Source organism: Nocardia sp. NPDC047038 (assembly GCF_040644075.1).
GTDB lineage: Bacteria > Actinomycetota > Actinomycetes > Mycobacteriales > Mycobacteriaceae > Nocardia > Nocardia sichangensis.
In genome coordinates this window covers 65,269-91,599 of record NZ_JBEYVQ010000022.1, presented here as the reverse complement: position 1 = coordinate 91,599, position 26,331 = coordinate 65,269, and the positions used below count along the sequence as shown (strand labels likewise).

Below are 26,331 nucleotides of genomic sequence, written 5' to 3'. Positions count from 1 at the left end.
CACCGAAGGAGGCCATCGGGTAGAACATCAACCAGGACCCACCACCTGCGGAATTCCGCGAGCGCGGGCACCGGGAATTACGTGAACGTCGACACGGCCTCAGCGACGTCGTCGGGGTACAGCTCGCAGACGCTGACCACATGTGGTGGATGCTTGCTGACGGCCGCGAACAGGAACCGGCGCACCACCAGCCCGCAGGCGCGGATGCCCTGCTGGTACCAGTCCTGTTGCAGGTGGTAGCCGTAGCGCAGGACCGACCAGGCGAAGTCTTCGGGGTCGGCGCTGTCGGTGGTCTTGAGTTCGACGACCTCCACCCCGCCTTCGTCGTCGAAGGGATGCAGCCAGTCCGGGCGGGCTCGCAGCATCAGCCCGGTGAGCGGGTCGGGCCAGTAGAACGACACCTCCTGCCAGCCTTCGGCCAGAAGCGGCACCAGCGCCGGGTGCGCGCGGGTCGCGGCGGCCATGGCGTGGGCCTTGTCGTACCCGTGGGCCAGCAGCGGGATCCGGCCGGTCTGGCGATACCAGCGGCGCAGTTCCTGAGCGCGTTTGGTTTTCCAGTCCCGGAACTCCAGCCGCATCACCGGCGGGCCGGAACCCAAGGTGAGGGTGTGCACGGCGCGCCCGAACTCGAGGGTGTCGGTGTCGGGGGCGCCGTAGAGCTGTTCGTAGTGGAACTGGCGTGGGGTGATCCCCGACCACCACAGTCGTCGCGCTCCGGAGCTGGACAGGGAGGTGGGGTGATAGCGGTGATAGACCTGGTCGGGCAGGTGTAGGTGGATGCCGGCGGTCGGGGTGGTGGTGTGCAGGAACTCCGATGAAGCCCTGCCGACAGCGACGCAGCGTCTCTGGGGCCGGTGGCGCGACAAAGCGCTGGCCGCAATAGATTTCACGTAGAATCCTGTCTCGCGCCCCTGGGGACCAGTGCAGTGTGTCTGCGTGTGCGGTGGCACCGTTGGCAGTCTGTTCGCCCAGAGGATCCAGCGGCGGACAGACGGTCTCACTCGGGATCGGCTCGGATCGGCTCGGCGTGTGACGCAGCGAAATCAAGGTGCCGTTCACCGCGAAGCCCGTAGTGGGCGCTGACTAGCGGGGGTCGGCTGTAGATCTTGTGCCGCAACCGGCTGGTGCGGCTGTGTGATGTATCCGGCTGGTAGGCGCGTCGTCGGGCTAGGGCTGTCAGTGCAGGTTGATATGGCGGGGGTGGGCGATGCCGAAGTCGAGGCCGTCGCTGATGACGCGTTCGGCTTCGTGTTCGGTGAACTCGTCGATGCCGATGTGGCTGTCGGCGGCTGCACTCAGGACCCGGTGCGCGTCGTCGCGGGTGAGCAGCCCTGCCCCGACGAGGCGCCCGATGGAACCAGCGGCTGAAAGTAGGGTGTCGTGACGCTGGCCCCGCGGTGCGGCCATGATCCGTTCGACCTGTTTGACCAGCGCGGCGCGCACATAGGCGTTGACGCGCACTTCGGCAAGGTTGACCGTGGTCGGGGACGGGAGGGGTGGTGGGGTGAGGGCGGTGATCAGCCAGTCCGGTGGTGGAGCAGGTGGCCGGTCATCCAGTAGTTGGTAGGGGTGGCCGCTGCGCGAGACCGATCCGGCGCCGACGACGTAGCCGCCGGCGCCGCGGGTGTCGATGCGCCACCCGAGCCGCCCTGAGCTATTGCCCAATTCGGGTGTCTCGGGAGCGGCGAAGTAGAGGTGCTCACCGCCTGACGGTGTGGCAACCCGGTAGGTGTGCAGTGGATAGGGAACTTGGCGGGCGGCGGTCAGGCGGGCCAGGACGTCGCGGCCATGGCGAGCGCCTTCCCATTCCGGAGGTGGCCGGTCGCCGTGGCTGGGGTCGAGGTCGAGCACGAGCAGTCGACTGGGGCCGCAGGCGATGCCGATGTTGAACGCCGCCTTCCGCCACGCGCGAGCGATCACTTCCGGGTCGCGAGTGGCCAGGTGCTGCCAGTTGATTTTGGGCAGCGCAGGCTTTTTGGATCCCGGGCCGAGTGGAAACACCCAGAAACCGCGGTCAGCGGCGGCGAGCGCAGCGCGCATCAAGCGTGGCGCCGGTGCCCTCCGCGCTCCAGCCATGTGCCCAGGGTACGGCGGAATAGTAGGTAGGCGGCGGGCCGGAGGGAACCCCGCCTTCTCGGCAAACTCGATCGAACCCCGGGGCGACGGCGGGCGCTGCGGGATGCCGGATCCGGCCGAGTCAGAGGAATCGAACCTTGGCACAGATTATCGAGATCTCCTTAAGATCAAACGCTGCTCCCTTAGGGGCCGCGATGCGGGAACTTCGCGGGGCGTGAACCCGTTCGACGGCGCCGGGACGCAGCGCGGTATAGGGGCAAGGGCGCGGTCAGTCGGCGACCTTGAACAGTGCGGCGAGCTGTTGCTGGACCAATTGCAGCGAGAACTCTGTCTCCCCGAGGCTGGTCGCGAGTCGCTGGGAGTACTTCTCGGTCTGGGCCTTGACGGCACGATACCGGTCGTGGAGCGCGGTCAGTTTGTTGCTGCTGACGACGCCGCGGCTGGCGGCGGCGATCTCGAGGGAGAGTTTCTGCAGTTCGTCACGCGCGGAGGTGACGAACGAATGGATCACCAGTTGACGCATCTCGGCCTGATCGGCCAACGGGATACGGGCCAGCAGACTGCCATCGCCGACTCGATCGGTGAACTCACGCAGCGCGGCCAGAGTATCGGCATGCTCGGCGGTCACGAAATACACCCCGCCGGTGGGGCGCAACGCGACTGCCTCGAGCGCACGCATGTACTTCAGAAGGATTGTCCGCACGCGGTCGGAACCGAGATACGTGCACTGCCACAGGTAGCGTTCATCGATCTTGCTCGCCAGGGCGTGGACGCGGGCCTGCTCGGCCGCGGGCAGGGAACCGACCGCGGTGTAGTCGAGCGTGACCGACAAGGTGCCGGATCCGTCGTGGCCTGCGGCGCGTCGGAACTCGACTTCGCCGAGGTGGGTGTCGTAGGCGAGTTCGGAGGCGGTCTCGTCGCGGACTTCGCGCACGATGTGCCGCATGATCCGGCTCTGGCTGCGGCGCACGTGACGGATCATGAGGTTGGCCGAGCGGACACCGGTTCTTGCCGAGCTTTGGGCGGCCGGTGCGCCAGCGACCGTCGGGCTGGGCTCTTCAACGTCGGCCAGATCGTAGGTGTCGTGGACGCCGTCGCTGCCGGTTACCCGTTCGAAGGCGTTGTCGGCGCGTAGTTTTCCAGGCAGGAAGGACTGGTCCAGGCGCAGCTCGCGAAACCAGGCGGCGGCGGTCTCGGGAGTGACCTCTCCGCCGAACACGCTGTACAGCACGACGAATCCGAGGCTGGGGGCCTGGTCGGCTTGCTGGGAGTAGGTCGACAGACGCTCTCGTGCACTCGCGTTGTCGGGGGGCAGCGGTGTGGGGGATGCGGTGGTAGTGGTCATGTCGGCTGTCGCTTTCGGGCCGGAGATCGAGGTGGTCAGATGGTTGCGAACAAGTCGGCGCTGGCGGTCGGGGTGAGTTCGTCGATGACCCGCAGGTCATCGCACAGCGTCTGGAGGGTGGCTCCCGGTGCTGCATTGATCGAGATCCCGAACACGCGGAAGCCGAGAGTTGCCTTGCGGTTTCTCCAGTCGGTGAGCCAGGTGTCTTCGACGGTGGCTTCGCCATCGGTGATGAGCACGATGTCCCCTCGTGGGGTGTGCTGGCGGTTGTAGTGCTCGGCGATGATTTCTGTCGCGGCACCGAGTGGGGCTTGGAAGTCGGTGCCGTTGGCGTGGAAGCAATCGGCCATGGCCAGCACACGGTCCAGCGGTGGGGGTTCGGTGGCGGGAAATGCGAAGGTGTCGATGTCGGTGGCGTCGGAGAACAGGATGGCGACGAAGTCGCGGCGTTGACGGCGGGCCTGGTCCAGCAGTGCCAGCGCGCATGCTTTGGCCCACGCTTCGCGGGTCACCGCCTTCCCGCGCGAGTCTTGGTGGGGTCTGTTCATCGAACTCGAGCAGTCGATCGCGGCGATGATCGCGCCGAGCCCTTGTCCTTCTTCGCCGATGATTTCGTACATCGTCAGGTCCGCCTCGGCGTAGCGGGCGGCGAACTGCGCGCGTAACGCTGGGACAGCAAGCGCGGTCAACTCGCTGGGAAGCAGGCGCGACAAGTCATCGCCGCGGGTGATCCCGGCGAGTTCGTCGTGTCCGTGATCGCAGCGCTGGGCGTGTTCTGCCTCGGCGACCATGCGGAATCGGCCGATCAACTCGGCGTACTCGCCGAGTCGACCTGAACGCAAACGGCGGGCGAGGTCGCTGCGTTCGGCGAACGACATGCGCTGCAGCTGCGCAGGCGGCAGCTGCCAGGCATCCATCAGTGCCTTCTCGGCATGCGCCTGACCTGCGGCTTGGGTCATGGCTTCCCGCAGGCTGGCGCGCAGACTCGACGCCAGCGCCGCGGCGGAATCACGGGCCTGCGCCACCGCGGCCTCGGCGGCCTGCTGTGCGGTGTCGGCGGCGTCGACCGCCTGAGTGACCGCCTGGAGGTGGTGATCCGGCACATTCTGCTGGCCGTCAACGGCGGCGTCGGCTTGGGCGAACGCGTCGGCGACCGCGCCCGCGGCGGCCTGCGCGGCTTGCTCGCGGCGCTGCGCCTCCTCAGCGGCGCGTTGCGCGTCGTCGGCGTTGTCGAGCATGGCGCGGATCGCAGGCGCCTGGGCCAGGACCGCCATGGCCGCGGCGTAACGATCTCCGATGGTGTGTCGGTGCAGCTGCTGGAATTCCGGGGTCGCTGAGATGGATTCGATGATGGCGTGGTTGGGCAGCCTGGAGGCGACCATGTCGTCGGCCTCGCGGATGGCGGGGCTGTGTTTGATGGCCAGCACGAACATGTCACGTAGCAAGTCATCGGCATGAGGCAGCCGCGGTGTCAGCTCGGCTTGTAGATCGGTGAGCGAGGCGGCCTCGTGCAGTGTCTGGACCCAGGCATCCTCGTCGTAGCGGTCGCTGATGACCGCGTGCACATGGCGCGGCGGGGGGTCGGTGAGCCCGAGCCAGTGCCCGGCTTTGCGCGCGAGTTGCGCGATCGTTGTCACGGTGCGCGAGTTCATCGCACCGCGCCCGCAGTCACCGGCGCCGCAGGGACATGCAAGACATCTCTCATGATCCGCTCGTGCAGCGCGGCGTGTTCCGCCATGACCGAATCGACAGTGTCGGTAGCACGTCCGGCATCCGCCGCCTTCTGCCGCAATGTGACCAACTGGCCCCCGAGGTCCCGGAGTTTGTCCAAGGCCTCTTCGACGCCCCATCTGGCGAGTTCCGCAGGGGTCAGGGTGTTGTGTTTCTGATCGAGATCAGCCATCAGCTGCCGGATGGTTTCCTGAGCGTTCAAGGCCTCGGCAGCATCGGGATTGATCATCTTCACCAGGGTGGTCTGCACGGTCTCGCGTTGGGCCAGTGTCGACCAGAGCACGTGAGCGAGGATTGCCAGATCGTTGTCGTTGACCTGGTCACGGCCATCCAGCCACGCGGAAGCCTGCAGCAGCCGTGCGCATTGTCGCCAACGACGATCGGACACCACGATGTCCTGGCCCGCAAGGGCCGAGCGCAGCTCGCGCAGTGCATCGATGATGCCGTCGGGCAACACAACGGCGGGGACATCGACGCCGACGGCGTGCTGTAGTTCCGTGAGGTCGATTGTGGTGGGCTGGGCCGGTGCGGCAGCCGGTCGCACAGCCGAGCGGATCAGCGATTCGAAATTCCCCGGTTGGGCCAAATAGTCCACCACCAAACGCACGGTGAGCCGGTCCCAGATGGCAGCGGACTCCTCGCCGACGGGCAGCTCGTTGCTGGCGGTGACCGCGCTGATCAGCGGACAGACCACGGGGTCTCCGCCCGATTCAGGAACGTAGATGCGTTCGTTGAGCCACGACAGGGTCTCGTTGAGCGCTCCGAGATTGCACTTGAAGATCTCGTCGACGAACGCGATGTGCGCGGTGGTGGCGCGACCGTCGAGGATTTGCCGGTACTCCCCTTGGGTGAGCGCGGCGACGTCCACGGGGCCGAACATTTTGGTGGGGGAGGTGAACTTCGACATCTGGATCTCCCACCGGCGCGCGCCGGTGATGCGTGCGGTCAAGGCACGCGACAGTTCCGATTTCGCCGTCCCGGGCGGACCCAGCAGAAAGGAGTGCTGGCGGGCGAGCATGGCGATCACGATGGAACGCACCACCTCGCCGCGTTCGAGGAAGTCACGCGACAGCTCCTCCACGATGGCCCGCATGCGCGCGGCGACGGGATTCGAGATTGCTGCCGCGGCTGCGGGTGCAGGCACAGGGGTGTTGCTCATAGGTGGTGTTCTCGCAATCACAGGATCAGGTGGTGTACAGGGGTTACAGTGCGGCCGAGGATTGGGGGAAAGGCGGCCAGTGGCTGTCGGGCGGGCCGACTGCCACCGGGGTCGGTGCGGATCGGAATCGGGACTGGTGTGCGCGCTCGGCGCGGCCGCCGGGACACGACGGCGGGTGGAACGTCACGGTGCTGGCGGCTGGGCGCCGGCGGAGCCCGCACTACCAGCGATGTGGCAACTCGGTTCCGTGAGGCCACTGACGTGGTGAGCGTCGGCGTCTGGGTGCTATGGGGATGTCTCGAGAGGGAAGGCCAGTTGGATGCCGCGGTAGTTGGGGCCGGCGGTGGCCAGAGAGTTGAGCAGCTTCGCCCGCCATCTCAGTGCAGCTTGTAGGCAGTTGGTGCATCGACGGTGGTGGCATCCCGGCAGTGGCGGTGCATGCAACGCGTTCTTAGACCAGGCAAGCGAATCGCTTGAAGCCAGCAATGGTCCGTAGGCAGTCAGCCCGGCTTGTTTCACGCCGAAACCGTGTAACCGTATTCCAGGAACGGCGTCGATGAGGGTGGCGAAGATTTCGGCGGCTTCGCGGGTGCCTTGTCGTCGGCAAATGGAACCGACGCCGACCCGCGGCTGTGTAGCAAGATCGACGCCGGCGTCGATATACATTTGGGTGCAGCGCAGATAGTCCGCGACGTTCCATCCTTGGATCACCGGCATGATCGGTAATTCGGGGGCCAGTGACCGAAGGTGAAGAAAGTTCTCCACGGTGAGGTGCTGGTGGCGGCGAACCGAAAGGCGAGTTCCAGCGTAGCGGATCCGCCCGAAACGACCACCAATTATGATTTCTCTCTCGCACATCCAGTCCTGGGGCCCGACCGCGACAAGGTTTCCGATCTCGGCGCTGTAATGGCGAACTCGTTCTACATATTCTGCTGGGGTGGGCCCGTGCTGCCAACTGCCGAAGCGCTGGAGCTCGGTGAAGGCACCGCTGTCGAGCATCCATCGTGAGCGCGCGGGGCCTGGTCGCTTACCTCGGCGAATTTGCCGATCGCTGATGCACAGCGGAACCGGAACGGTCGACAACCATTTCTTGCAATGAGTACCCAAGAATATTTCCAACTGGCTGCCTCCGCCATGCTGCTGTGCCCGGACACTCGGGGGTCTGGTGCGCGACGCGGCAGCCGCGCGGTCCACGAACCCGTCTCAATGTCGGACGTGTCTCGGCGCAGGACTTGATGATGGTGCGATGCTCGATGATCGGGCGTCGTTGGCGGTGTGTGCCCAGCGGGTGGACACGCTTTCGGGAATCCGCACGCCTTGGTCGCGGGCTTGCTGGTGCCGCGCGATGAAATCCAGCAGTCGGGACGCCTTGGCGATCGCTTGACGCGTGAGCTGGCGGGGGCAGTCGCACTCCAGCTCGGCAGTAGCTGTGCGAAGGTTGAGCAGCAGCGTGGTGCGCACGACAACGGCGAATGCGCCCTCCATGCGGACGAACAGATTCATCCGCGCTTCGATGAAGGCCGCATCCAACCCATAACGGGGCAGCAGTGACACGTACTCGTTGTCCCAACTGCGGTGCTCGACGTCGGGAGAAACACGGACAGAACTCGCGCGTAAGCAAGCCGGCTCACTGGCCTGTTTGGCTTTTGTGGGTTGGAAGGGCCACAGTCCGCTGCCATAGGCGATCGAATAATCATCCAGGATGTAGCTCCAGCGCCCGGCAGGAGTGGGGAGGCCGTGGGAGTGGAAAGTGCTGCCCGCCGGATCGGACGGCCGCAGCGTCAAACTCATCGAGATCTACCTTTCGACTAACCTTTGCCGCGGCAGACCGCCGGCGGTGGCAGCCGCTGCTGTCGTGGGCGAGAGCCGGTCAGGTCGGTGCGCGCTCAGGGTTCGAGGCGCCGCGACAGCGATTCGCCGGTGGCGGCCGCATCAATCGCGATGCGGCCGCCACCAGTGGATTACGCGGCGTGGGCTTCGGTGGTGTAGTCCACGGTGTTGTCGTCGACTTCGGCCACGGGGGTCCTCGGCCCGCTGTCGGTGACTTCCTCGTCGGTGTGATCGAGGTTGCCTGTCTCGGTGCTGTCGAGAGCCTCGCCGGTGTCGTCCTGTCCTACGGGCGGGTCGTGGGGGCTTCGGCGGCCGGCCAACACCTCGTCGGGGGTCAAGTCACCGGTCAAGGTGTATTCGATCGGCGAAATGGCATGGCCGATGGTCTTTTCCAGCAATTCCATATACAGCTTGTACAGCGGGTTGGGACGTTCGTAGGTCTTGCAGTCGTCGCTGGTGTCGCTGGCCTGGATAGCGGCCTCGAGGGCGGCTACGGTGTTCAGCAGCGCGCGCATCCCGCCGTGATTGTCGCGAACTTTGATTCCGCCGCCGGTCGGTTCGGCGGGCACCTTTGCGCCCAGTCGGCTACGCAGGACCTGGGCGGCGAATCGTGTCAGCAGGGCCGGCTCATCGGTGACTTTCCCGATCAGCTCCATCCAGCCGGCAGGAACGGTTTTGCGGTCGGTGAACAACTTCGCCTGGATGTTGTCGCGGCGACGGGTCGTCTGTGACCGCATCTGGTTGTTGAGTGCCGTGGTGCGCTGGATCGCCGCGAGCCGTGCGGCCTCTTCGCGCTGCTGACGTTCCCACTCCTCACGCTTCTTGCGCGCAGCCTCGGCGCGCGCAGCCTCCTGCTCGGCCGAGTCCTCAGTGGAGGTGATGTCGTCGTTCTCGGGCTCCGCGGCGTCATCGGCAAGATGAAGGTTGACAGACTCCCGATCGTGGCAGAGGTAGATCGGTACGAACTCTTCTTCCTCGACCACCTCACGAGCGTGGTAGAGGCCCGAGTTGGCGGTGGCATCGGGGTAGCGGCGGGTGACGTCGTCGACTTCCTCCGGATGGATCAGCTCACCGGTCTCCGCGAGGGTGGTCTTGCGCACCAGGAACACCGCGAAAGCGTGCGGATTGTCCTCGGCAAAGTCCGCGGTGACCGCCTGGTCGTCGCCTGTCCGCAGCGCCGCCAGCGGCAGATAGTCGGGGTCATCGAGATCTGGTTCGAACTCGAGCACTTCGAATCCGCGCTGCTGGAACTCTGCACTCGTGGCCGCGAGGATCTCCCGCAGCCGCTCAGCGACCTCGGCTGCGGCGGCCTCCGCGGCTTCCTGCTCGGCGCGGCGCTTGCGCTCGTCGACCAGTTGCTGAAAGACGACCTCGAACATGCCGTCGCGCTCGGCGTCGAGCAGCTCGCGCATGGCATCGGGGTCGTCGGCGAACTGTTCGGCCATCCCGGCGTGGATGATGTCGAGCTGGTCGCTGGCCACTGCCGCGGTGGCACGCTCAGACTTGACGACGATGCGTGCGTTCTTCACCGTCTCTTTCGACAGCTTCAGTCGTTTGGCGACCTCGGTGTTGCTGAGGTCGATCTCGAACAGCATCTGCATCGCGTGCAGCCGATCGGCCTCGGTCTGGGCGAACCGATGTTTGCCGGTGGAGAACTGGCGGCCGACACGGTCGATGACGCGGGTCTTCTCGTCCTTGCTGAGATCCTCTGGCAACACCGCCACCCATGCCAGATGAGCGGTCTTTTGCAGCGCGCGAGTGCGGTGCCAGCCATCTTCGACTTCGTAATCTCCGTCGGCGTTTCGCGATACCACGATCGGCACGTGATTGCCGTGCTCGGCGATGTCGGCGTCGAAATCCGGGTCCTCCGGCTTCTCCGGCCGGTTGGGTGCACGTACCAGCCGGTTCGGATCGATGAAGATCAGTTCACCAGCATTCCGTACGTCATCGTCATCCGGTGGCTCGGTCGCGACCGGCTCGACCGGGTCGAGTGCCGCAGTCTCGGTGGGGATAAGGTCGGTGACAGTCATGTTGACATCTCTCCTATCGACAGAGGTTGGTTGGACACACCGCATTTGGGAGCTGCTTTGCGCGGCGGCGTTGATGGCGCGCGCCTTCGGGTGTGCGAGATATGCAGGCGGACAGGGGATCTCGGGCAAGTGGTGCTGGCTCCACGTGGGTCGTGACCCGTGGGCTGGCCCGGGACAGCGCCAATTAACCGATGGTTGAGGGAGGTGGCATTCTCGACACGGTCGACGACGCGTCAGGTGGCGGCCGAGCCGAGACGGTACAAGCGCTTCGAGCGCAGACCGATGAGCGCAGCACGAGATCAGACGCCACCCGCGAAGCGAGGGCGTCGGGGGGCGCGACAGCGAGGCTTCAGTACGAGCTGCCGACGGGTGCGCGAATCGGCAACGGCCCCGCCACGGGATAGCCGAGGATCTTTTCGAGTACCTCGGTGAAGGCGTAGTGCTCGGTTCCGGCGTACGCGCCGGTGAACACACAGTGGCTGCGGCGCGTGATACCGGTGAGGGTCAGTGTCACCGCTTCCAAACTGACCTCGGGATGGATATTGCCCTTGCGCTGCCGAATGTGGACAACGACGGCGCTGCTGCGTCCATCGAACACCGGCTCTTGCTGCCAGGCGTCGATTTCCTGAAGCGGCAGATCACCGCGAGTATCAGCGATGCCGACGACAAATAGCCTCGGCTTCGCGGTGCACAGCGAGATGGCGCCCCGATCCGCCAACGCGGGCCGGAACACGGTGACAGGCAAACCCATGATGCCGTCGTCGAAGACCCGCCGCGTGGCAGGGGGAGATAGCAGGGAGATGGACATGTCGAGAGGTTTCTTCCCCTGAGCCGACAGATGCCGAGCAGCCCTCGGGGCCGATTCGAGACTGAGGCGCATCATCAACTTCCGCGGCCTGCTGCGGCACTGCGGAGCGACGTCGGCGCGGCCGCGCCAGCGGGCCTGAGGTCTCTCTGGCCCAGAGCACAACACCCTCAGTCAGCGACGGTCGAGCGAATGTGCACTCGTTGGCGATCTGCGTCGGTGTCAGTCCTTGATGACTTCTCAGTTCCGAAGCCGGCGTGGCTGGAATGCGCGGGTCGAGTGCTGGTGAATGGTGTTGGCCAGTGTGTCGTACAGGTCAGTGCCGACACCTTCGGCGAGCACGTACTCGCGATCGTTCATGGAGCCGACCAGCTGAACACGCCAACGATCCGGCGTTCCGCTTTCTGGCAATTCCAGATCGTCACCGGTTCCAGCATCGACCACGAGTGTCAGTTCGTCTGTGTACGCGGCATCGATATGACTGCCGGATGCTGAACCCCATTGGAACTGAATGTCGTCAGGGTAGCCGGCGCCGATGTCGATGAGATATCGGGCGATGGTTTCGCGCGCGGGTGCGTATGTGCGCTCTACCCCGGGGGGAGTGTTCATAGGTTTCCTTCCTTCTCGTGACCGAGTCGCGGCATGGGATTGAGAGGAACCGACGCGACAAGTCACATATTCGGCGGTAGCGCCTGATGCAGACTGTGCTGACACCGGGGGGATCTCGATGGTCCAGGACACCTGGATTCCTCGCCTTCGGCCGGGCACCCAGGTGGGAGCCCGTCGTGGCGTGGATCTCGGCACGGGGTGTTCCCGCCGAGGGGATCTCGAACTGAAGGGGGCTTCGCTCGAACTGAAGGGGCTTCGTTGGAGGTGTCCTAGGTGCTGGTGGGGTGGCAATGATGTCGGCGGGGGCGGTGACCGGGGTGCGGATGGCTCGCGCCGCTGGGCTGGATAGTGAATGTCGGTGCCCCGAGGCGCAGGGCGGTGGTCAGGGCACGTCCTCCGGTGCCGAATGCGTCTGTGCCACAAATGCGCGACCCTGGCGATGAGCGGGGCAGTGGCGGGGTTCGGGCAGTTCGCTGCTCAACGCACAACCCGGCCGGTTCGGTCGCGAGAGCGAGTTTGCGGGCCGGTCCTTTTCCCACCACCCGTGAATGCGGGCCGGGTCGGTGCTGGCGCGCGTGGGCCAGCGTTGGAACACCGGCGGTTTCTTCGCGCTGGGACGGACGAGAGACACCGGCCACCCGCGCGCGGTGGCGTCGTCGAGGGCTACCAGCCGCAGGTCGAGCGCTGCGCACGTCCAGACCTTCTCGAGGTCGGGAGGTGGTGGTCACCAGCGTGGTCCGACGTGGCGGGCAGCGCTTGCTACCCAGACCGCGGTGGCGTGCAGTTCCCGCATCCGCTCGCGCACCGCTTCGAGGGTGTCGGGGTGGCCGGGATCGGCAGGTAACCGCGAGTAGTCGAGATGGTCGGCGCGCAGGAGCAGATGCCAGGACAGGCTCATCTGGTCGAACACGCACACTGTGGAGAGGAAGCGGCCCTCGCTGTCGACGGTGATGGTGATGTCGGCGGGCTGATGGTCGACCAGGCACAGGCTACGGGCGCGATAGCCGTTGTCGGTGCGGGCCAGGGTATCGATGGTCGGTTCGTCGGGGGTGCGCACAACTGACTCCTTCGTGTCGCGTAGATCGGGAACCGGTCCCGATGCCCCCGAGTACGTTTCGGGCGCACCGATTCGAGGTGTACCGGGTTCGGTCAGGCTGCGTCGGGCAGATTCTCGGCGTCGGCGTGGGCCGTGACGGTAGGTTCACCGGTGGTGGGGCTGTCGAGGAAGCAACGCTACGGTTCACATATTCGGTGGTAGCGCCTGATGCAGACTGTGCTGGGGCAGTCACTATGCGGCGACACGGTGAGGGGTTGGCGATGTTGAGCATGGCTTCGGCTTGATCGGCGAGGGTTAGCGTGGCCCGCCGCCTGGGTTGCCTGTGGTACGGACCGTCGGTCGGTTGCCCTTGACTCTGTGATGGCCGCTACCAATCTGGTTGCGTTACTGCCAGTCCAGTTCATCGCGAATCCTGTGTTGCGGTCGGAAGTCGCCGGTGTGCCGGACTCGCGCGAGTCAGGGCGCGTCGATCCGGCCTGCAGGATGAGCTGAGCTCAGCGATTCTCGTCGAAGAGGGTTTGCGCGCCGTCGACGGTCACGCTGGCTTCCACGGATTGTGCGATTTCGGTGACGATCTCGAGGTGGTCGGGCAGGTCGTGGATGCGGATTTCGCTGGTTGCGCCGTTGCCGTGGTGGACGGTGATGATGGCGAGTCCGTGGTCTGCGCAGAGGAGGTTGATCATTTTCGGGTCCTGCGGGTGTTCAGGCGTCGGGGCGCAGTGTGAGGTGGAGGTGGTCGTGGCCGGCCTCGGGATTGATGGCGTCGAGGAAGTACAGGTGGCGACCGCGGGTATCGGACAGCCCTATCCCGGTCTGGCTGACCAATAGCTGTAGCCCGTTGCTCAACACGATTTCGGTGTTGTGCTCGCCGCCTGTGCCGGGGGTGATCGACACGACCCCAATGGTGGGGCAGCCTGCTTTTGTCCAGCCTTGGTTGAGTTCTTCGACCTCGAGCCAGAAGCTGCCGCGGCTGCGACCGAGCGCGCGTTCGCGGGCGGTGATCAACTCTTCGGCGTTGTGGCCGAATCCCGGGGCAGGCGGTATTCGCGGAAGCAGAGAGGTTGGAGCGTGTCCGAAGGCGATGTCGCGGCGAATTTGCGCGGCGATGTCGGTAGTGGTGGGTACTTGGTCGTCGGCCTTCGATGACAGCGGCTGTGACATCCGTGCTGGGGAATCACCGCGTTCGTGATCGTGCCGCCGGGAAAATTGGAGCACCCGGGCCAGGATGAGGTTGAGGTGGTCGGTGATGGCGTCCAGAAGCGTGAACAGCCGCTGACTGCCGTGATGCTGTCCGGTGAGATCGGCGAGGTCTTCCAGGCGGCTGAGGCCGGTGTCGGCGATTTCGAATCGGCCATCGATCATCATCGACAGCGTCAGTTCGCCGTTGTAGGTCAGCAAACCGTTTTCATCGCAGCTGAACGCGGCCAAGACGAGCACGGGAAGGTTCGCGACATCCAGCCGCCACAGGCTGTTCTGACCGCCTCGGGTGGCCTCGATGAGGTCGCGCACGACAGCGAGTCCGTTGTCGTCGTCGGTGGGTTGCCACCGTCGGAGCCGTTCGGCGATCTCGCCCATCCAGCCGCCGTCGTGGAGGTCAGCGGTGACATGGTCGCGGTCATAGAAGAGTCTGGTCATCGGCATTGTCCTTCGAACTGCTGCAGTGGTGATGAGCTCGGTCCTGGCCTGACGGTCAGCACCTGTGAAAGGCGCTGTGCCCCTCGCCGTACAGGTTCTCGTCGAACATCCCTTGGTGCCGCTGCGCGTGCAGGGCGGAAGTGAGTCGTCTTGGGGCTGCGGCGCTGCGTTGTTGACGCCGGACGCGGTGATGTGTGCGCACCGGGGGTCAGGTAGCGGGCAGGTAGGTGCGGGCCTCGACCAGGGCGCGGACCTGGTTGTGGACTTCCTCGGGCCAGCACACCGGCCCGGTGACCGTGTACTCGGTCAGTGGGAGTTCGACTGGGTCGCCGTGGACGCGGCCGGGCGCGCGGTGTTGCGCGCGTAGGCGCACCGTGCCCGGTTCGGTGATCGGGGCGGGCGGGGTGGAGTACCAGTGGGCCGGGTGCGCCCATGTCGCGCGGTATTCGATGCCGTCGATGCTCCAGGACCAGTAGTCGGCCTGCGGTCCGCGGTGGTGGTCGAGTTTTGTCTTGCCGCTGCGGCGTTTCGGGCGCGGCGGGAGGCTGGGGGTGTCGAGGTCGGTGAAGACATCGGGATAGCGTTCGTGGGCGTGGGCCTGGGTCATGTGCGCGGTGATCTCATGGAAGCGCACCGGGTGATCGGTGGTGATCTCCCGATGCGCGGTCATTTTGGCAGCGATGGTGTGGAACGCCAGCCGCGACAGCGACAGATTCACCACCGACACCGTTTTCGCGTTGACCCGCGTGATCTGACGCCACGTCGCCCCGCCGACGCGCACGAAGTCCCCGACCGCGAAATCCTGCTGGCCCCAGCCCGGGGTCAAACCTTCGTCGATCTGGGACTGGCGGACCTGTTTCCAGTAGCCGATGTCCTTCTCGCGTTGGGTCATCCGGTCCAGCACCCGCTGCCGGTACTCCCCGGTCGCTGCCCGGGTGGTGTCGGTGTGGTGCACCTTGCCGTCGCTGTCGAGGAACCGGCGGGTGTGCCCGTCGAGGACGCGTTGATCGGCGCGCTGCTCGGCTTCGAGGACCTCGATGCGGTTGGCCACCGTCCGCGGGGAATACCGCTGCTCGGTGGTGCGAGCGGCGGCCTCGGCGCGATTGTGGGCGCGGGTGGCGTCCCGGTCGGCCTGCACCGAGCGTCCCCACGCGGTCTGCGCCTTGTCGATGGCGCGACGGTGCCGGCGTTCGGAATGATGTCCGATCTTGATCGGCTCCCCGCCCGGGGGCAACGCCTCATGGGCTCGCTGATGCGCCGCCTCCGCGGCAGCGGCGCGAGCGTCCTTGCGGGATGCTCTGTCCCGCAATGCGTCGACTCGATCGTTTTGACGTAGGGCGCGGTCGGTCTCGGCGTCCTCGGTCGCGCGGGAGGCGCGGTCGATGTCGAGGTTCACGGTGTATCCGGCCTCGCGTAGTTTCTGCGCGGCGTAGTCGATGTGGTACTGCTTGGGCTGGCGATCGCGGGAGGACACCACGATCCAACACCCCAGACTCCGCGCCCACCGCCAGTGCCCGACCGCTTTGCGGACCGCGCACATGACCTCGTAGGTGCCGTCGTCGCGGACGGTGCCGCTCAACAGGGTGCCGTCCTCGGCCGTGTGGGAAATCGTCAGCGCGGTCACGAGCCACGACCTTCCTTCCATGAGTTGTCGACATGCGAATCTGAGCATGTGTTTGGGTTGGGTTCGTCCGGCCGGTTTTCTGTAGCCGCGGGTCAGTCCCGGCGAGGTGCCGGTTCGGGGAGCTGGTAGTCGTGGGGGCCGGTGCGGGTCAGTTCGTCGTGGGTGAAGTCGTCGACGGGGGCGCCGATCCACGCCGCGGTCGGGCCGGGGGTGGTGATGTCACCACGCAACCACAGCTCGAGGGTGTCGCCGATCTCGAACAGCCTGCCCGTCGCTTGGTCCTCGATGCACAGCCGCGCGGCGTCACCGCAGCGCACGCGGATCAGCGACAGTCCGGTCGCTTCCTTGATCGCGGCGAACAGCCCACCGATCCGCTCGGCAGCCACCGAGACCAGCGGCCCCGAGCCCAGGCGAGCGGTGAATGCGTCCGGATCGGTGAACGGACGCAACTCGGCGGTGAGTTCGCGGCGGCGTTCGGAGATGACGGCGAACACCACGTCCCCTAGCGAGTCACCGATACTCGACTTCCGGATCGCGGCGCGCACCATGGACAGTTCGGTGCGGGTGAGGCTGCCGTCGACCATGGCCAGCAGATCCGCCACCGATATCACCGCCGCCTCGAGCGGCGCGCTCACCCTCGCGGGCTCGACAGCCATAGCCGACGGCTGCGGTGCATCGCCGGTGTCGTTCTCATATCCACCGATCTCGATGGAGGCGCCGGTGAGGTGTTCGTCATCGCGGACCTCCACCAGGACGAGGCTCCCCTCGTCGATACCGACGAAGCTTGAGGTGTTCAAACCCGCTACCCAGCGATGTAATTCCTGGACAGAGATCATGACCATCCTTCTTTCACTCTCTCGGAGGGTTGATTCGTCGATCGCGGATGCTCACGCCCCGCGCCGAAGTGCACCGCCGGCCGCAAGCAGGTGCCTACGAGCGAACCGTGGCGGGCGCGGCGAGTGGCGAGCTGGACTGCCTCAGCAGATGGTGCAGGTGGTCGGCAGCGGCCATGTTGAGTTCCCGTAACTCGTCGGAGGCGTGTGCCACCCAGTGGGTTTCGAACCCCGGCTGCTGTTTGTCCATCACCAGGGCTGGCATAGCGACGAAAAAGCACTCCACCTGCGGGTATGTCGTTGACTGTGGTGGGCGCTGCGCCAGCCACAGTCGGGTGTGGTGGCGGGCGTCGGTGATGACCGGGATCTCGAGAGATTCCGCCAAGCGCCTCAGCATTTCTTGGGTGTGTGCGGGCGTGCCTCGCAGTGCGACATCGACCGATCGCCATGCGGTGGCGGGAGCGAAGTAGACCCGCCGCAACCGATACAACGCCCATGGGCTGTGGGAGATCTCGTTCTCGGCCAGCTCGAGGATCGCGTCCGCGCCCGCGGCTCGCAGTCGCTCGGTCAGCGTGTCCTGCGGGCCGAAAAGCCCGGACTTCGCGTTGAGCGCGAGGGTGACGTACTCATCGACGACATGCCGAGACGATTCTTCGGGCTCGGCCAGTAACCGCGCGATCTGGTCGGGCCATTCGATTTTCGACACGAAGCAGCATTCGCGGCACAGCGATTTGGGCAACCACACGCCGAAGATATCGTGGAGATATTCACGGCATTGTTGCCGTGTCCATCCGGCGTTGTGAATGGGGTAGATCATCTGCCGGTGGCCGCCCAGATCGAGGACCGACTCTCGGGCGATCCTATTTTCCTCTTCGGCGTTGTAGCCGATCGCGTGCAGATACGGGCGCGCTCCTAGTTCACGGTCACGCCACGTATCCATGGGCCAGCCCTTGAACTTCAATGTGCATTTCCGTTTCCCGCTGCGCTGCGGCTGGACAGCGTTCGCGCGGTTTTCGTCACTGAGGGCGTAGAAGCCATGCTCCCTGGCGTCGAAATGCATCCGCTGCGGTTGGCGTGTGTCCTGTAAAACGACGATTCCGTCCTCGTTGCGCGGGCCCGCGCGAGCGACCTCGACGGTTCGAATGTTGTGGGCACGGAAAAGAGGCAGCACGTGATGTTCCACCAGGGTTGCCAGCGACGAGAATTCGTCGCCTGTCTGCGCTGTCACGACGATAAGGTTCGACAGGTCCGGCAGCAGGCACGGGTGGCGGAAGGTCGGGTCGAGTATCGTTCGGACGATCCCGGCGGTTGATTCGGCACCCATTCCATAAGACCAGACCAGCAGTGAGGGTCCGTGACCGGTGCCGCTGCTGGTGGGAGTCAGCGACGTGATATCGAACAGTCCGTCGAAGTCCGTCATAAAGCATCCAGGGTGTAATTCGAATAGGGGGTCGCCGTCGCAGGATGAGGGGCTGATGAATGTGGATCACGCCGGACGCAATGTGCGGCGGGAGAAGGTTCAGGATTCGATGACGATGTTCAGGTCGTCGCGGTGGATGGCGATATCGGCGCCGCCTCCGGCGTGTTTGACGTCGACTTCGTCGTAATAGGCGCGGCAGACGACGCCGGTGCGTGAATGGGCCGAGCCTTTTCCGTAGGCGTGGCAGCACGGTGTCAGGGTCACGAGGCTGGTGGACCCGTCGTCGATCACGACGCAGTTTTCTTTGTCCACTCCGGCGATCTGGTGGATTCGGTCGGCGAATGTGCTCGGCAGTCGCAAGGTCGTTTTCATCGGTGAGTTCTCCTTATCCGGAGCAGGTTGCCAATCCGGGAGAGGGGCCGCAGCGCAGACAGCGGCAGGCGGGTGCGTTGGCGGGGGATGGCGGCGACTGCGGCGGCGTACGCGGTGTTGAAGTGGGGGTCGGTCGCGTTGGTGAGAGCGTGGCCGGTTTCCCGGTCGTAGATGCCGACCGACCAGGGCCCGGGCGTTTCGCCGGTTTCACTGCCGACCAGGCAGGCGTCACCGTTGGTGGCGTAGAGCTCATACCGCTCGTCCAGCACGGTCGCCAGCCCGGTGCATCCGCCGCCATGGCCGGTCGAAGCGATACGGGGTGAGTGTCCGCGGGCGCGTAGGAATTCGAACTCGCTGGTGTAGATCTGGGTCAGTTCACGCTCGTAGTCAGCCCGGGTAGGCCGCACGCGGGCGCGGCCGCGGAAGTAGTCGAGCAACGCGCGCAGGGCGTTGCGTGCTTCGTCGGGGTAGCGGTGTGGGTCGGTGTCATCACACAGGACGCCGGCCGCGTCGAGCAGCCACTGGGTGTCTTCGATCAGGCGGGCGGTGTGGGCGACGTCGATGCCGGCGCCCCAGTGCTACAGAGATGTGTTCTGCTGGGCATAAACCGCTGCGACAGCGCGGGATTCGCTGTCGCTGAGTATGTGGCTGCCATCTCGGCAGGCGGCAAGAACGGGCGTGGGGAGGCTGTAGAAGGCATCGAGCGCATCGGAAGGGTCGGTCATCGGAGTGGCCTCGCAAATTCGGTTGTCGCAGGGTTCAGGCCCGCGCGGACAACGACGCACCACGCTGGGCGAACCGGCGAGCTGGTGTGCCCGGCGGCTGGCTACCTCGGCATGGATGCCAGGACGTGCGGTCGGTATCCGGCGGCGGTCAACTGCTGCAGTAGGGGTGCGGCTTCCTCGTCGGTGGCGGGCCGTTGCCGCTGGACCCATTCCGCGTGCACACGCCTGCGACCGGCCGCGGTGAGGGCGTCGTAGAGGTGCTGAGCGGTCGCACCCGGGTCGGGCAGGATCGCGGTGACCTGCCCGAGGTCGCGGTCCCACACGAAATACACCGGCCGGGCCGGTGGCGGCGGCTGGTTGGGTGCGGTGTAGGAGTGCGGAAGCCCGGCTCGCGCACTGTCTTCGGACGCTGCGTCCCAGCCTTGTCCGTACTGGCGGATGATCTCGGCAACACGATCCGGGTCGGCCTCGGGGTCGGTGATGAACGGCGCGACCTTGTCGTTCAAAAGGGGCGAGGGGTGCTCGAGGCCCGCCTCGAAGCCTGCGCGGCCCAGCTGGAACCAGTCGGGCTCGTCGCTGTGTGCGGGTGGCGCGATCAGGTCGGCCAGCAGCGCGGCCATGGCAACGGCATCGGCGGCGACGACGTCGATCACGAACCGGAAGGTGTCGCGGCGCACATCGACGTGGATGGAATCGACTCCTGCGGAATGCGGGCGGAGCGAGATGGCCGGTACCCCCGGGGCGTAGGGCGCCAACAGTGCCCTTGCGACGGCTTCGGCGTGGCTGCCGTGCCCGGCGACGGGCCGGCGGTGGGGAATGGACGGATCGGTGAGATTCATGGGGGTGCTCCTGACCGCGGGCGGTGCGAAGTGTCCGCCGAGACCGTGCGCACGAGTGCGGGCGGCGACCGCCGGGCACGCGCGGCTGCAGGCGCGCTGTGGCCTGGCTCGGGAGGTAGAGCTGCCCTGTTGCGGGTATGGCTTAGACGACGTACATCTGTGGTGGTGTCGGCTGTGCGAGTGGTCGGCCGGCGCTGTCGGTCCCGGCGAACGGGCCCGGTGGTGCGGTGCGGTTGGCGATGTTGTCATAGTGTTCGGCCAGTGCACGGTAGTAGTCGCACCGCGTGGTGACAGCGGCGGTGATCTCCCGGAGTGTGCGCTGATCCTCAGCCAGACGCTCACCCACGATCTCGCGTAGGGTGCAGGCGTCCAGGACCGCGGCGCGGTGGTGGAGTTCACCCAGGCGCTCATCTGTCAGGAGGTGATCGGCGACGGCGCGGACCACGCTCGTCAGTCGAGCCGCGGTCGGATCGGGTAGCTGGTCGCCGGAAGGATATCGTTCTCCGCGGCCTGTGAGGGTGTCGCGGTTGCGGATCACCATGCTGCCCATGATCTCGATCCCGTTGATGACAGGCTTGTCGCGGCGGGTGAACGGGATGGACTTCAGGCCGCCAACCCCGAAGTTCACCTCGAGCGAGGTTGCCTCGGCGCTGTCGGCCGCGGAATGTACACCAAGAGTCCACTTTCCACGCAGCCTGGGGCCGGTCAAGGTGTAGCAAACCGTGGCAGCGTTCCAGTCGGTGGCGGCGGTGCCTGGACGGTGGTGCGTCCACCGTCCAGGGCGAGTTGCACCGGTCGTGTCCTGCGCGTGGGAGAGCCAGCGCTGGGGGCGCGCGAATCGGTGTTCCTGGTCATGGTGTGCTGTCCTGGTCCGAAGTCGGGTGGGCCATCGAGGTCTCGCCGGAGACGGTGACCATTGCGTCCTTGGCGTGGCGCCAGCGATGAGGAAAGTGGCGGGGCAGGGGGCAGATCGCCGGTGTGTCGCGGACCAGCAGGAGGGGGCCGTCGGTGCGGTTGATGAGCCGGCGGCCAGCGACGGCTTGCTCAGCCAGTAGATCGAGCGAACACGGGTCGTCGAGGGCGACGGAATGGCCGATTTGGCAATCGGTGCACCTGCACCCCGGTGGGTCGATGGCGACGGCGTTGTCCTTGAAGTCGGTGTAGTCGCTGATGCTCATCGTTGCGCTTTCGGGTCAAAGCTTGCAGCGCTGGGGTCGGTACGGGACACGTTGCGGGGCAACGGGTTTGTCGTCACCTGCATCAGTGGGCGGCTGGGATTGTCGCTGGGGCGAAAGCGGGGCGGGATCGCCGGTGCAGTTCGGACAGCGATGGGTCGGCCCATCGGTGTCGTCATGTGGCGGCATGGCGTGCTGGTCGCATGAGATGTCCGTCCTCGACGCGGGCCCCGCCGTGCGGTGTGTCTACCGCTGTCACGGCCGGCTCGGGTCTTGGTCGGCGAGCGCGGTGACACGCTGCCCGGCGGTGAGGCCCACACGGCAGCGGGGCCGTATGTCGTGGCGGCGGTGCCGGGGGCGCGATTCATCGAGGAACGGGGGCGAGGAAAGATGGCCGGACATCGCCCGGACAGCGACACGCAGGCGCTGGGCTGGCCTGCCGAATCCCGACGCAGAGCAAGCCCACCGCACTGTATCGAACTTCGCTGTGGCAGAGTCGATTTGGCTGGCCGATGAGTCCATTACTGCAGCATGCGGGGTCATGCTGGTGTGGGGTGGGCGTGCTGTGCGGCAGCCACGGGAGTGCACCGAGCGCCTTTCCAGGCCAGTGACAAGCAGGCGTCGGCGAGGAGGTCCAGGGCGCCGGGGACTCGGCGGAAGCTGGGGAAGTCGTTGATGTCGACGATGGTCGGGCCATCGGGGCCGAAGACGATATCGAGGCCGAACAGGTCGAGGCCGAACAGGTCGGCGACACGGTGAGTGAGGTCGCTGATTTCCGCGACCAGGCGTACCGGGCGATCTGCCGTAGTGCGGGTCGCCAACGGTGAACTGCATTCGGTGCCGAAGAGTCGGCCATTGATGTGGTAGACCTTCAAATCGACTCCGCGGTTGGGGATGTAGGGCTGTCCCAGCAGCAATTGATCGCTGCGAGGCCCGCAGAGGCGGTGCAGATCCTCCGGACCGGTGATCAGGTGGATGGCGTGTCCGGCGCTGCCGTCGGCGGGTTTGACGACCAGCGGGTAGTGCTGGGCGGGCACCGCAGCGAACGCGGCGGCATCCGTGGCGGCCCAGGTGGGAGGGACCGGCAGACCGTGGCGTGCGGCCAGCAGGTGGGCGCGGGCCTTGTCCCGGACAGCGCGGATGGCGCGAGCGTCGTTGATGGTGGTGAGCCCGGCGTGGGCGGCGGCTTCGAGCAGGCCGAGTCCAGGGCCACCGGAGACTGTTTTCAGAATCCAGGCGTCATGGTCAGCACTGTCGATGAGCCCGGCGAGGTCCAGGAGTTGGCCACCCGGGCGCACGATGTCGACGCGGTGGCCATTCTGACGCAGTCGGTAGGCCAAGGCCAGGGGCAGGCTCTCGGCTCGGTAGCGTTCCTCGAGCAACAGACACAGTCGCAAGGTCACAGTGAGGGCCTCCTTGAGGTGATGGGTCGACTTCGGCAGTGGTGTGCAGCTGCGAGCCAGCGCAGGGGCCTGTCGGGGCGGGGATGCAGACCGAGCACAACCGCTCGAGGGTGTGCCCTTCGGTGAGCGTGGCGGCGGTGCGGCTCCGTGAAGCCCGGAGACCCGTGCCGGGGCATGCCTCGCGGCCGGGTGCGTGAAAGCGGCGGGCGGTACGACGCAGGGGGTATTGGAACTGCCGGACTCCCGGCTTGGGGTGCGGACATTTGGTAGCCGCTCCCGATATGGGACTCAGCTGTCGATGGGGTGGATGGCGTAGTCGAGGGTGATGTCGAAGGGGCCGGACCAGCGACGGATCCAGTCGGGTGCTGCGGGATCGCAGGTGAGGAAGTCCAGGTCTGCGGGGGTCGGGCCGGTGAGGATCGCACGCAGAGCCTGTGGCGCCAGCGATGGCGACACGGTCCACTGGTTGGGGAAGTCGACGTCGGTATCGACGGCGTGATCGTTGATCCACGCTTGCGGCTGGAATCGGGCAGCTACGGCCAGTGCGGGCAGCGACGGCGGCGCGGCACCGTCTAGCCCATCGCGGCCGGTGATGGCGGCCACGAGGATGTGCCGCCGCGCGCAACGGCGCCACGCCACATCCGCGAGTTCCTCCGCCCAGAGCAAGGCGACTGCGGCCGACCAGGCATCGTAGGCGGACAGCGCTTCGGAGGCTGCCTTGGTCAGCGTCGCGTCCAGATGCCACCACAGCCGATGGTTGGGCTCACCGCTGCAGGCACTGGCGGCGCGAACGCACGGTAGCTGCGCGGCCCACTCGTCGAGACGGGTGCGCAGCAGACGCAGATGAGCGACGGGGTTCACTGTTCAGTGGCTTCCAGGGACTTCAGGACCGCCGATCCGAGGCCTGCCGCGAACCGGGTATCGGGATCCGACTGGCTGGGAGGGTCGGTGGCCAGCAGATAGTCGGTGGTGATCGCGTGCCAACTGTCACCGGCACGTCGCCGCGCGAGTGCTTCGGGAACGATGATCTGCATAGCGGTTTCCACGAGGCCTTCGGGGTCATCGAGTTCGGCAGCATGGTCGCTGAGGTGACGTTGGGCGGCTGCGCGCGCCAGCTGGAGGCGGGCGTGCCGGGTGCATGCCGGGCAGGTGAGGTCGCCGAAGACGGAAGCGTGGATCGGGCGGGCCTCGATGACGGGCAGGTCGCAGACGGTGCGGTGACCGGCGTAGGTGGCGTGAGCGTGGGTGCGGTCGGTGTCCGACCAGCACACCTGCATGGTGTCCATCTGGTGGGTTCTCCTGTCGTCGCCTCGGGCAGCGGCCCGCATGGCGCGCGGCGTCCACCGCGACGTGCTCCCGCAGTGGTGTCGGTCGCGGATTCAGGCATGGGTAGTAGTGCGTGGGCGAAGGCGAGCACGTGGCCCGGGGGCGACGTCGAAGTCGATGTGAGCTCCACGATGAGCGTGACGGTGAAATCCGCTGCTAAGAGCGGGTTTTCGTTGAGGCGGGTCACGGTGTCGCGGATCCGGTCAGCGAGTGCGAGGATCTGCGGCGGGTTTCGAGCAGTTTCTTCGGGTCGCTGGTTGCGGGCGGTGGCGGCGGACCGTCTGGACGCAGCAGGGGTGAGTGGATCAAGGCCGGATGCTGCGCAGCCCGCACGGTGATGGGGTCAGCTGTGATCGGCTTGGGTGTCGGCGAGGGTGGCGCGCAGCAGCCAGGCAGCTTCGGCGCCGATCGCGAGCTCGACGAGATGGCACAGGATCTGACAGAACTGCCGGCCGTGGCCGGGACTGCCGAGCGGTTGCAGACGATGGGCTATTTCGTGCAGCAGCACGAACTCCCTGAGCATGCTGCGATTGTGCAAGGGCATCGCGATGGTGGCGGTGGCGTACTCGTAGTGTGCGCGCGACTGTCCGCGTCGGGCCCGGACCGTGACCGGGATCCGGGCTCGCTTGTACCGGCTGCGCACTGTCTCCAGCGCGAGGACGGCATCGACGTAGGTTTGCATCGACTCCAGCGAGACCACTCGCCGCTCGATCGGCAATGTCACTCGCGAACCGAAGATCTCGACCTGGCGGCCGGTAGCTGATCGGCCCGCTCGAACATGTTCCACACCAGCGCTTCGGCAGCATAGACACGGTTTCGACGAGTATCCCGGGTGCTGCGGGTCATGACGACAACCGCCGCACAGCAGCAGGCAGGGAGGGGCGATCGGTGAGGCGGGCGCGGCGGCCGGCCTGGTCTCCGGCGATCGAGGCCGCGCCGTCGACGCGGCGGCGGCGCGGGGCGCGCCAGGTTCCGCGAGCTCGGGAGTGGCTGGTGTAGAAGTCGGTGACTTCGAGTTCCTTGCCGCGCAACACCAGCGCCGTGCTCGGCCCCGCGCCGCGGTCACCGGCCGAGGACAGCGCCTGGGCGCGAGTGATGTCGCGGACCTCGGTGAGACGCTGGCCGATGCGGGTGGCGAAGGCGTGTTGGAAGGCCAGGCGCGCGGTGATGCCCGGCTTCGCGCGTCCCTCGGCGTGTTGCGCGCGACGCTCGGGGGAACGTAGGTAGGCGCGAGACTCGTGGATCATTTGCGGCAGCAGGCCGGCGTAGAGGACTTCGACCGCCGCGATGTCGGACTCCATCCCGAAGGCGATCACCCACGTCGAATTCGTCGCGATGTCCACGCGCACGTCGTTGGCACGCGCGATCGCGAGGAACAACTGCACGTAGGTCGAAAGCCCTCGGGCGCGGGGTTCACCGATGGCGATCTCACGCATGACCGGGGTCGCCCGGGTAGTGGTTGGCTGCGTGGCGCGAGCGAGGGCGAGATCGATCGAGTGCCGCGTCGCGAGTTGCTGTGCGTGGGCAAAGTAGATTTCGGCTTCGTGCGGATTGTCGGTGCGCTCTGCCTTGTGCAGCAACCCGGCGACGCGCGCGAGCGCCCGGTCGGATCCGCTCACTGGTCTGTACCTGCGAACAACACGCCGACGACGAGAAGCATCGCCAACGGGTCGCGCTCGCGCTGGCTGGGTTGCGCGGCGTCACGGATCTTCCGGATCCGGCGCATCAACCGGGGTGTCTTCAGGTCGATGCCGGTCACCGCTGGGCGGTTATCGGCACCGGGAACGGTGATGACCCGGTACTCGCTCAACGGAAGGCGCAGTTCGTACCAGGCTTCGGTCGGTGCCCCGTCCCGGGCAGGGTCGGGCCGCGGCGGCACCCACCCCCAGCAGTGGCAGCGGGGATCGGCGCATCGGGTGAGACGTTGTGCGGGATGGCGGTGGTAGCGGTGCATCCGGCCGGCCAACAGGGGGCACGCTCGGGCGGAATACTCGGCGCAGGCGGGGTGGAGCCCAGGTTCGACCGTGAGGCCCTGGCGGAAGTCGGAGGGCAGGATGAACAGAATGACCTGCTCGCCAAGAGGTGTGCCGCAGATTTGGCACAGCGCGCGTTCCAGTACCTCTCGCAAACGGATCGTGTCGACGTTGCCCCACGCGGGCCGGTCGCTGCGGTCGCGATGAGCCAAGGTGATGTAGGGCACCGCCATGCCCTGCGACATGGGTGCATCGCGCAGCGCGTCAGGCAGGGCAGGGGTGTCTTCGTTTCGGGGCGCTGGGGGTGGGGCGTGTTCGGTCATGACAGTGAACTCCGTTGTGAAAGAGGAGGAGCGAACGGTGG

28 protein-coding genes are annotated in these 26,331 nt (G+C 66.3%); all 28 read right to left on the bottom strand.

The genetic code is table 11. From position 1 onward, the window contains the following. Nucleotides 1-77 precede the first annotated feature (77 nt). The 28 genes from ABZ824_RS36065 to ABZ824_RS35930 all read right to left on the bottom strand — a co-directional run bounded on the left by ABZ824_RS36065 (nucleotide 78) and on the right by ABZ824_RS35930 (nucleotide 26,290). Nucleotides 78-890 carry a PD-(D/E)XK nuclease-like domain-containing protein gene (locus tag ABZ824_RS36065; protein ID WP_356968944.1) on the bottom strand — a complete coding sequence of 271 codons (813 nt, stop codon included), beginning with the start codon at nucleotides 888-890 and terminating at the stop codon, nucleotides 78-80. Nucleotides 891-1,176: 286 nt separating this feature from the next. After that, the gene (locus tag ABZ824_RS36060; protein WP_356968942.1) at nucleotides 1,177-2,076 is read right to left on the bottom strand and encodes a bifunctional DNA primase/polymerase; all 900 of its coding nucleotides are present in this window, start codon (nucleotides 2,074-2,076) and stop codon (nucleotides 1,177-1,179) included. A 268-nt stretch (nucleotides 2,077-2,344) separates the two neighbouring features. Then, on the bottom strand, nucleotides 2,345-3,421 hold the full coding sequence (locus ABZ824_RS36055; protein WP_356968940.1) for a DUF6744 family protein: 1,077 nt from the start codon (nucleotides 3,419-3,421) through the stop codon (nucleotides 2,345-2,347). 35 nt (nucleotides 3,422-3,456) lie between these two features. After that, nucleotides 3,457-5,073 carry a hypothetical protein gene (locus ABZ824_RS36050; RefSeq protein WP_356968938.1) on the bottom strand — a complete coding sequence of 539 codons (1,617 nt, stop codon included), beginning with the start codon at nucleotides 5,071-5,073 and terminating at the stop codon, nucleotides 3,457-3,459. Beyond that, nucleotides 5,070-6,311, bottom strand: coding sequence for an AAA family ATPase (locus ABZ824_RS36045; protein WP_356968936.1), 1,242 nt, complete (start codon nucleotides 6,309-6,311; stop codon nucleotides 5,070-5,072). Before ABZ824_RS36045 ends, ABZ824_RS36050 begins: the two co-directional genes overlap by 4 nt. A gap of 285 nt (nucleotides 6,312-6,596) precedes the next feature. Beyond that, complete coding sequence (locus ABZ824_RS36040) at nucleotides 6,597-7,310, bottom strand: hypothetical protein (RefSeq protein WP_356968934.1); 714 nt, start codon at nucleotides 7,308-7,310, stop codon at nucleotides 6,597-6,599. A 204-nt stretch (nucleotides 7,311-7,514) separates the two neighbouring features. After that, entirely contained in the window at nucleotides 7,515-8,102 is a 588-nt protein-coding gene (locus ABZ824_RS36035) for a hypothetical protein (RefSeq protein ID WP_356968932.1), read from the bottom strand. A gap of 170 nt (nucleotides 8,103-8,272) precedes the next feature. After that, nucleotides 8,273-10,171, bottom strand: a complete 1,899-nt coding sequence (locus tag ABZ824_RS36030; protein ID WP_356968930.1) for a ParB N-terminal domain-containing protein — start codon at nucleotides 10,169-10,171, stop codon at nucleotides 8,273-8,275. A gap of 349 nt (nucleotides 10,172-10,520) precedes the next feature. Next, nucleotides 10,521-10,979: a hypothetical protein gene (locus ABZ824_RS36025; protein WP_356968928.1), complete on the bottom strand. Its 459-nt coding sequence runs from the start codon at nucleotides 10,977-10,979 to the stop codon at nucleotides 10,521-10,523. A 237-nt stretch (nucleotides 10,980-11,216) separates the two neighbouring features. Beyond that, a complete protein-coding gene (locus ABZ824_RS36020; RefSeq protein WP_356968926.1) occupies nucleotides 11,217-11,585 on the bottom strand; it encodes a hypothetical protein in 369 nt (122 codons plus the stop codon). A 382-nt stretch (nucleotides 11,586-11,967) separates the two neighbouring features. After that, the gene (locus tag ABZ824_RS36015; protein ID WP_356968948.1) at nucleotides 11,968-12,255 is read right to left on the bottom strand and encodes a bifunctional DNA primase/polymerase; all 288 of its coding nucleotides are present in this window, start codon (nucleotides 12,253-12,255) and stop codon (nucleotides 11,968-11,970) included. 54 nt (nucleotides 12,256-12,309) lie between these two features. Further along, a complete protein-coding gene (locus ABZ824_RS36010; RefSeq protein ID WP_356968924.1) occupies nucleotides 12,310-12,642 on the bottom strand; it encodes a hypothetical protein in 333 nt (110 codons plus the stop codon). 494 nt (nucleotides 12,643-13,136) lie between these two features. Next, entirely contained in the window at nucleotides 13,137-13,325 is a 189-nt protein-coding gene (locus ABZ824_RS36005) for a hypothetical protein (protein WP_356968922.1), read from the bottom strand. Nucleotides 13,326-13,344: 19 nt separating this feature from the next. After that, on the bottom strand, nucleotides 13,345-14,277 hold the full coding sequence (locus tag ABZ824_RS36000) for a hypothetical protein (protein ID WP_356968920.1): 933 nt from the start codon (nucleotides 14,275-14,277) through the stop codon (nucleotides 13,345-13,347). A 208-nt stretch (nucleotides 14,278-14,485) separates the two neighbouring features. Then, nucleotides 14,486-15,901: a DUF3560 domain-containing protein gene (locus ABZ824_RS35995; RefSeq protein WP_356968918.1), complete on the bottom strand. Its 1,416-nt coding sequence runs from the start codon at nucleotides 15,899-15,901 to the stop codon at nucleotides 14,486-14,488. 92 nt (nucleotides 15,902-15,993) lie between these two features. Next, complete coding sequence (locus tag ABZ824_RS35990; protein WP_356968916.1) at nucleotides 15,994-16,737, bottom strand: hypothetical protein; 744 nt, start codon at nucleotides 16,735-16,737, stop codon at nucleotides 15,994-15,996. Nucleotides 16,738-16,831: 94 nt separating this feature from the next. Further along, nucleotides 16,832-18,154 carry a hypothetical protein gene (locus tag ABZ824_RS35985; protein ID WP_356968914.1) on the bottom strand — a complete coding sequence of 441 codons (1,323 nt, stop codon included), beginning with the start codon at nucleotides 18,152-18,154 and terminating at the stop codon, nucleotides 16,832-16,834. A gap of 99 nt (nucleotides 18,155-18,253) precedes the next feature. Next, nucleotides 18,254-18,526 (bottom strand): hypothetical protein, encoded by a 273-nt coding sequence (locus ABZ824_RS35980; protein WP_356968912.1) that lies wholly within the window; start codon nucleotides 18,524-18,526, stop codon nucleotides 18,254-18,256. Beyond that, nucleotides 18,523-18,963: a hypothetical protein gene (locus ABZ824_RS35975; protein WP_356968910.1), complete on the bottom strand. Its 441-nt coding sequence runs from the start codon at nucleotides 18,961-18,963 to the stop codon at nucleotides 18,523-18,525. Before ABZ824_RS35975 ends, ABZ824_RS35980 begins: the two co-directional genes overlap by 4 nt. Before the next feature lie 389 nt (nucleotides 18,964-19,352). Then, nucleotides 19,353-20,090, bottom strand: coding sequence for a hypothetical protein (locus ABZ824_RS35970; RefSeq protein ID WP_356968908.1), 738 nt, complete (start codon nucleotides 20,088-20,090; stop codon nucleotides 19,353-19,355). A gap of 142 nt (nucleotides 20,091-20,232) precedes the next feature. After that, on the bottom strand, nucleotides 20,233-20,718 hold the full coding sequence (locus tag ABZ824_RS35965) for a hypothetical protein (RefSeq protein ID WP_356968906.1): 486 nt from the start codon (nucleotides 20,716-20,718) through the stop codon (nucleotides 20,233-20,235). A 223-nt stretch (nucleotides 20,719-20,941) separates the two neighbouring features. Beyond that, nucleotides 20,942-21,268 (bottom strand): hypothetical protein, encoded by a 327-nt coding sequence (locus tag ABZ824_RS35960; protein WP_356968904.1) that lies wholly within the window; start codon nucleotides 21,266-21,268, stop codon nucleotides 20,942-20,944. 536 nt (nucleotides 21,269-21,804) lie between these two features. Beyond that, complete coding sequence (locus ABZ824_RS35955) at nucleotides 21,805-22,668, bottom strand: hypothetical protein (protein ID WP_356968902.1); 864 nt, start codon at nucleotides 22,666-22,668, stop codon at nucleotides 21,805-21,807. A 288-nt stretch (nucleotides 22,669-22,956) separates the two neighbouring features. After that, a complete protein-coding gene (locus ABZ824_RS35950; protein ID WP_356968900.1) occupies nucleotides 22,957-23,529 on the bottom strand; it encodes a hypothetical protein in 573 nt (190 codons plus the stop codon). After that, nucleotides 23,526-23,954 (bottom strand): hypothetical protein, encoded by a 429-nt coding sequence (locus ABZ824_RS35945; RefSeq protein ID WP_356968898.1) that lies wholly within the window; start codon nucleotides 23,952-23,954, stop codon nucleotides 23,526-23,528. The genes ABZ824_RS35950 and ABZ824_RS35945 overlap by 4 nt, the downstream gene beginning before the upstream one ends. A 383-nt stretch (nucleotides 23,955-24,337) precedes the next feature. Beyond that, nucleotides 24,338-24,718: a TIGR04338 family metallohydrolase gene (locus tag ABZ824_RS35940; RefSeq protein ID WP_356968896.1), complete on the bottom strand. Its 381-nt coding sequence runs from the start codon at nucleotides 24,716-24,718 to the stop codon at nucleotides 24,338-24,340. Nucleotides 24,719-24,836: 118 nt separating this feature from the next. After that, on the bottom strand, nucleotides 24,837-25,613 hold the full coding sequence (locus ABZ824_RS35935) for a DUF2786 domain-containing protein (protein WP_356968894.1): 777 nt from the start codon (nucleotides 25,611-25,613) through the stop codon (nucleotides 24,837-24,839). Next, complete coding sequence (locus tag ABZ824_RS35930) at nucleotides 25,610-26,290, bottom strand: hypothetical protein (protein WP_356968892.1); 681 nt, start codon at nucleotides 26,288-26,290, stop codon at nucleotides 25,610-25,612. Before ABZ824_RS35930 ends, ABZ824_RS35935 begins: the two co-directional genes overlap by 4 nt. Nucleotides 26,291-26,331: the final 41 nt, after the last annotated feature.

What these genes read in the sequence shown, in the direction of transcription:
- ABZ824_RS36060 (WP_356968942.1), bottom strand. Translation starts at nt 2,076, where the DNA reads ATGGCTGGAGCGCGGAGGGCACCGGCGCCACGCTTGATGCGCGCTGCG.
- ABZ824_RS36055 (WP_356968940.1), bottom strand. Translation starts at nt 3,421, where the DNA reads ATGACCACTACCACCGCATCCCCCACACCGCTGCCCCCCGACAACGCG.
- ABZ824_RS36050 (WP_356968938.1), bottom strand. Translation starts at nt 5,073, where the DNA reads ATGAACTCGCGCACCGTGACAACGATCGCGCAACTCGCGCGCAAAGCC.
- ABZ824_RS36045 (WP_356968936.1), bottom strand. Translation starts at nt 6,311, where the DNA reads ATGAGCAACACCCCTGTGCCTGCACCCGCAGCCGCGGCAGCAATCTCG.
- ABZ824_RS36040 (WP_356968934.1), bottom strand. Translation starts at nt 7,310, where the DNA reads ATGCTCGACAGCGGTGCCTTCACCGAGCTCCAGCGCTTCGGCAGTTGG.
- ABZ824_RS36035 (WP_356968932.1), bottom strand. Translation starts at nt 8,102, where the DNA reads ATGAGTTTGACGCTGCGGCCGTCCGATCCGGCGGGCAGCACTTTCCAC.
- ABZ824_RS36030 (WP_356968930.1), bottom strand. Translation starts at nt 10,171, where the DNA reads ATGACTGTCACCGACCTTATCCCCACCGAGACTGCGGCACTCGACCCG.
- ABZ824_RS36025 (WP_356968928.1), bottom strand. Translation starts at nt 10,979, where the DNA reads ATGTCCATCTCCCTGCTATCTCCCCCTGCCACGCGGCGGGTCTTCGAC.
- ABZ824_RS36020 (WP_356968926.1), bottom strand. Translation starts at nt 11,585, where the DNA reads ATGAACACTCCCCCCGGGGTAGAGCGCACATACGCACCCGCGCGCGAA.
- ABZ824_RS36005 (WP_356968922.1), bottom strand. Translation starts at nt 13,325, where the DNA reads ATGATCAACCTCCTCTGCGCAGACCACGGACTCGCCATCATCACCGTC.
- ABZ824_RS36000 (WP_356968920.1), bottom strand. Translation starts at nt 14,277, where the DNA reads ATGACCAGACTCTTCTATGACCGCGACCATGTCACCGCTGACCTCCAC.
- ABZ824_RS35990 (WP_356968916.1), bottom strand. Translation starts at nt 16,737, where the DNA reads ATGATCTCTGTCCAGGAATTACATCGCTGGGTAGCGGGTTTGAACACC.
- ABZ824_RS35985 (WP_356968914.1), bottom strand. Translation starts at nt 18,154, where the DNA reads ATGACGGACTTCGACGGACTGTTCGATATCACGTCGCTGACTCCCACC.
- ABZ824_RS35980 (WP_356968912.1), bottom strand. Translation starts at nt 18,526, where the DNA reads ATGAAAACGACCTTGCGACTGCCGAGCACATTCGCCGACCGAATCCAC.
- ABZ824_RS35970 (WP_356968908.1), bottom strand. Translation starts at nt 20,090, where the DNA reads ATGAATCTCACCGATCCGTCCATTCCCCACCGCCGGCCCGTCGCCGGG.
- ABZ824_RS35960 (WP_356968904.1), bottom strand. Translation starts at nt 21,268, where the DNA reads ATGAGCATCAGCGACTACACCGACTTCAAGGACAACGCCGTCGCCATC.
- ABZ824_RS35945 (WP_356968898.1), bottom strand. Translation starts at nt 23,954, where the DNA reads ATGGACACCATGCAGGTGTGCTGGTCGGACACCGACCGCACCCACGCT.
- ABZ824_RS35930 (WP_356968892.1), bottom strand. Translation starts at nt 26,290, where the DNA reads ATGACCGAACACGCCCCACCCCCAGCGCCCCGAAACGAAGACACCCCT.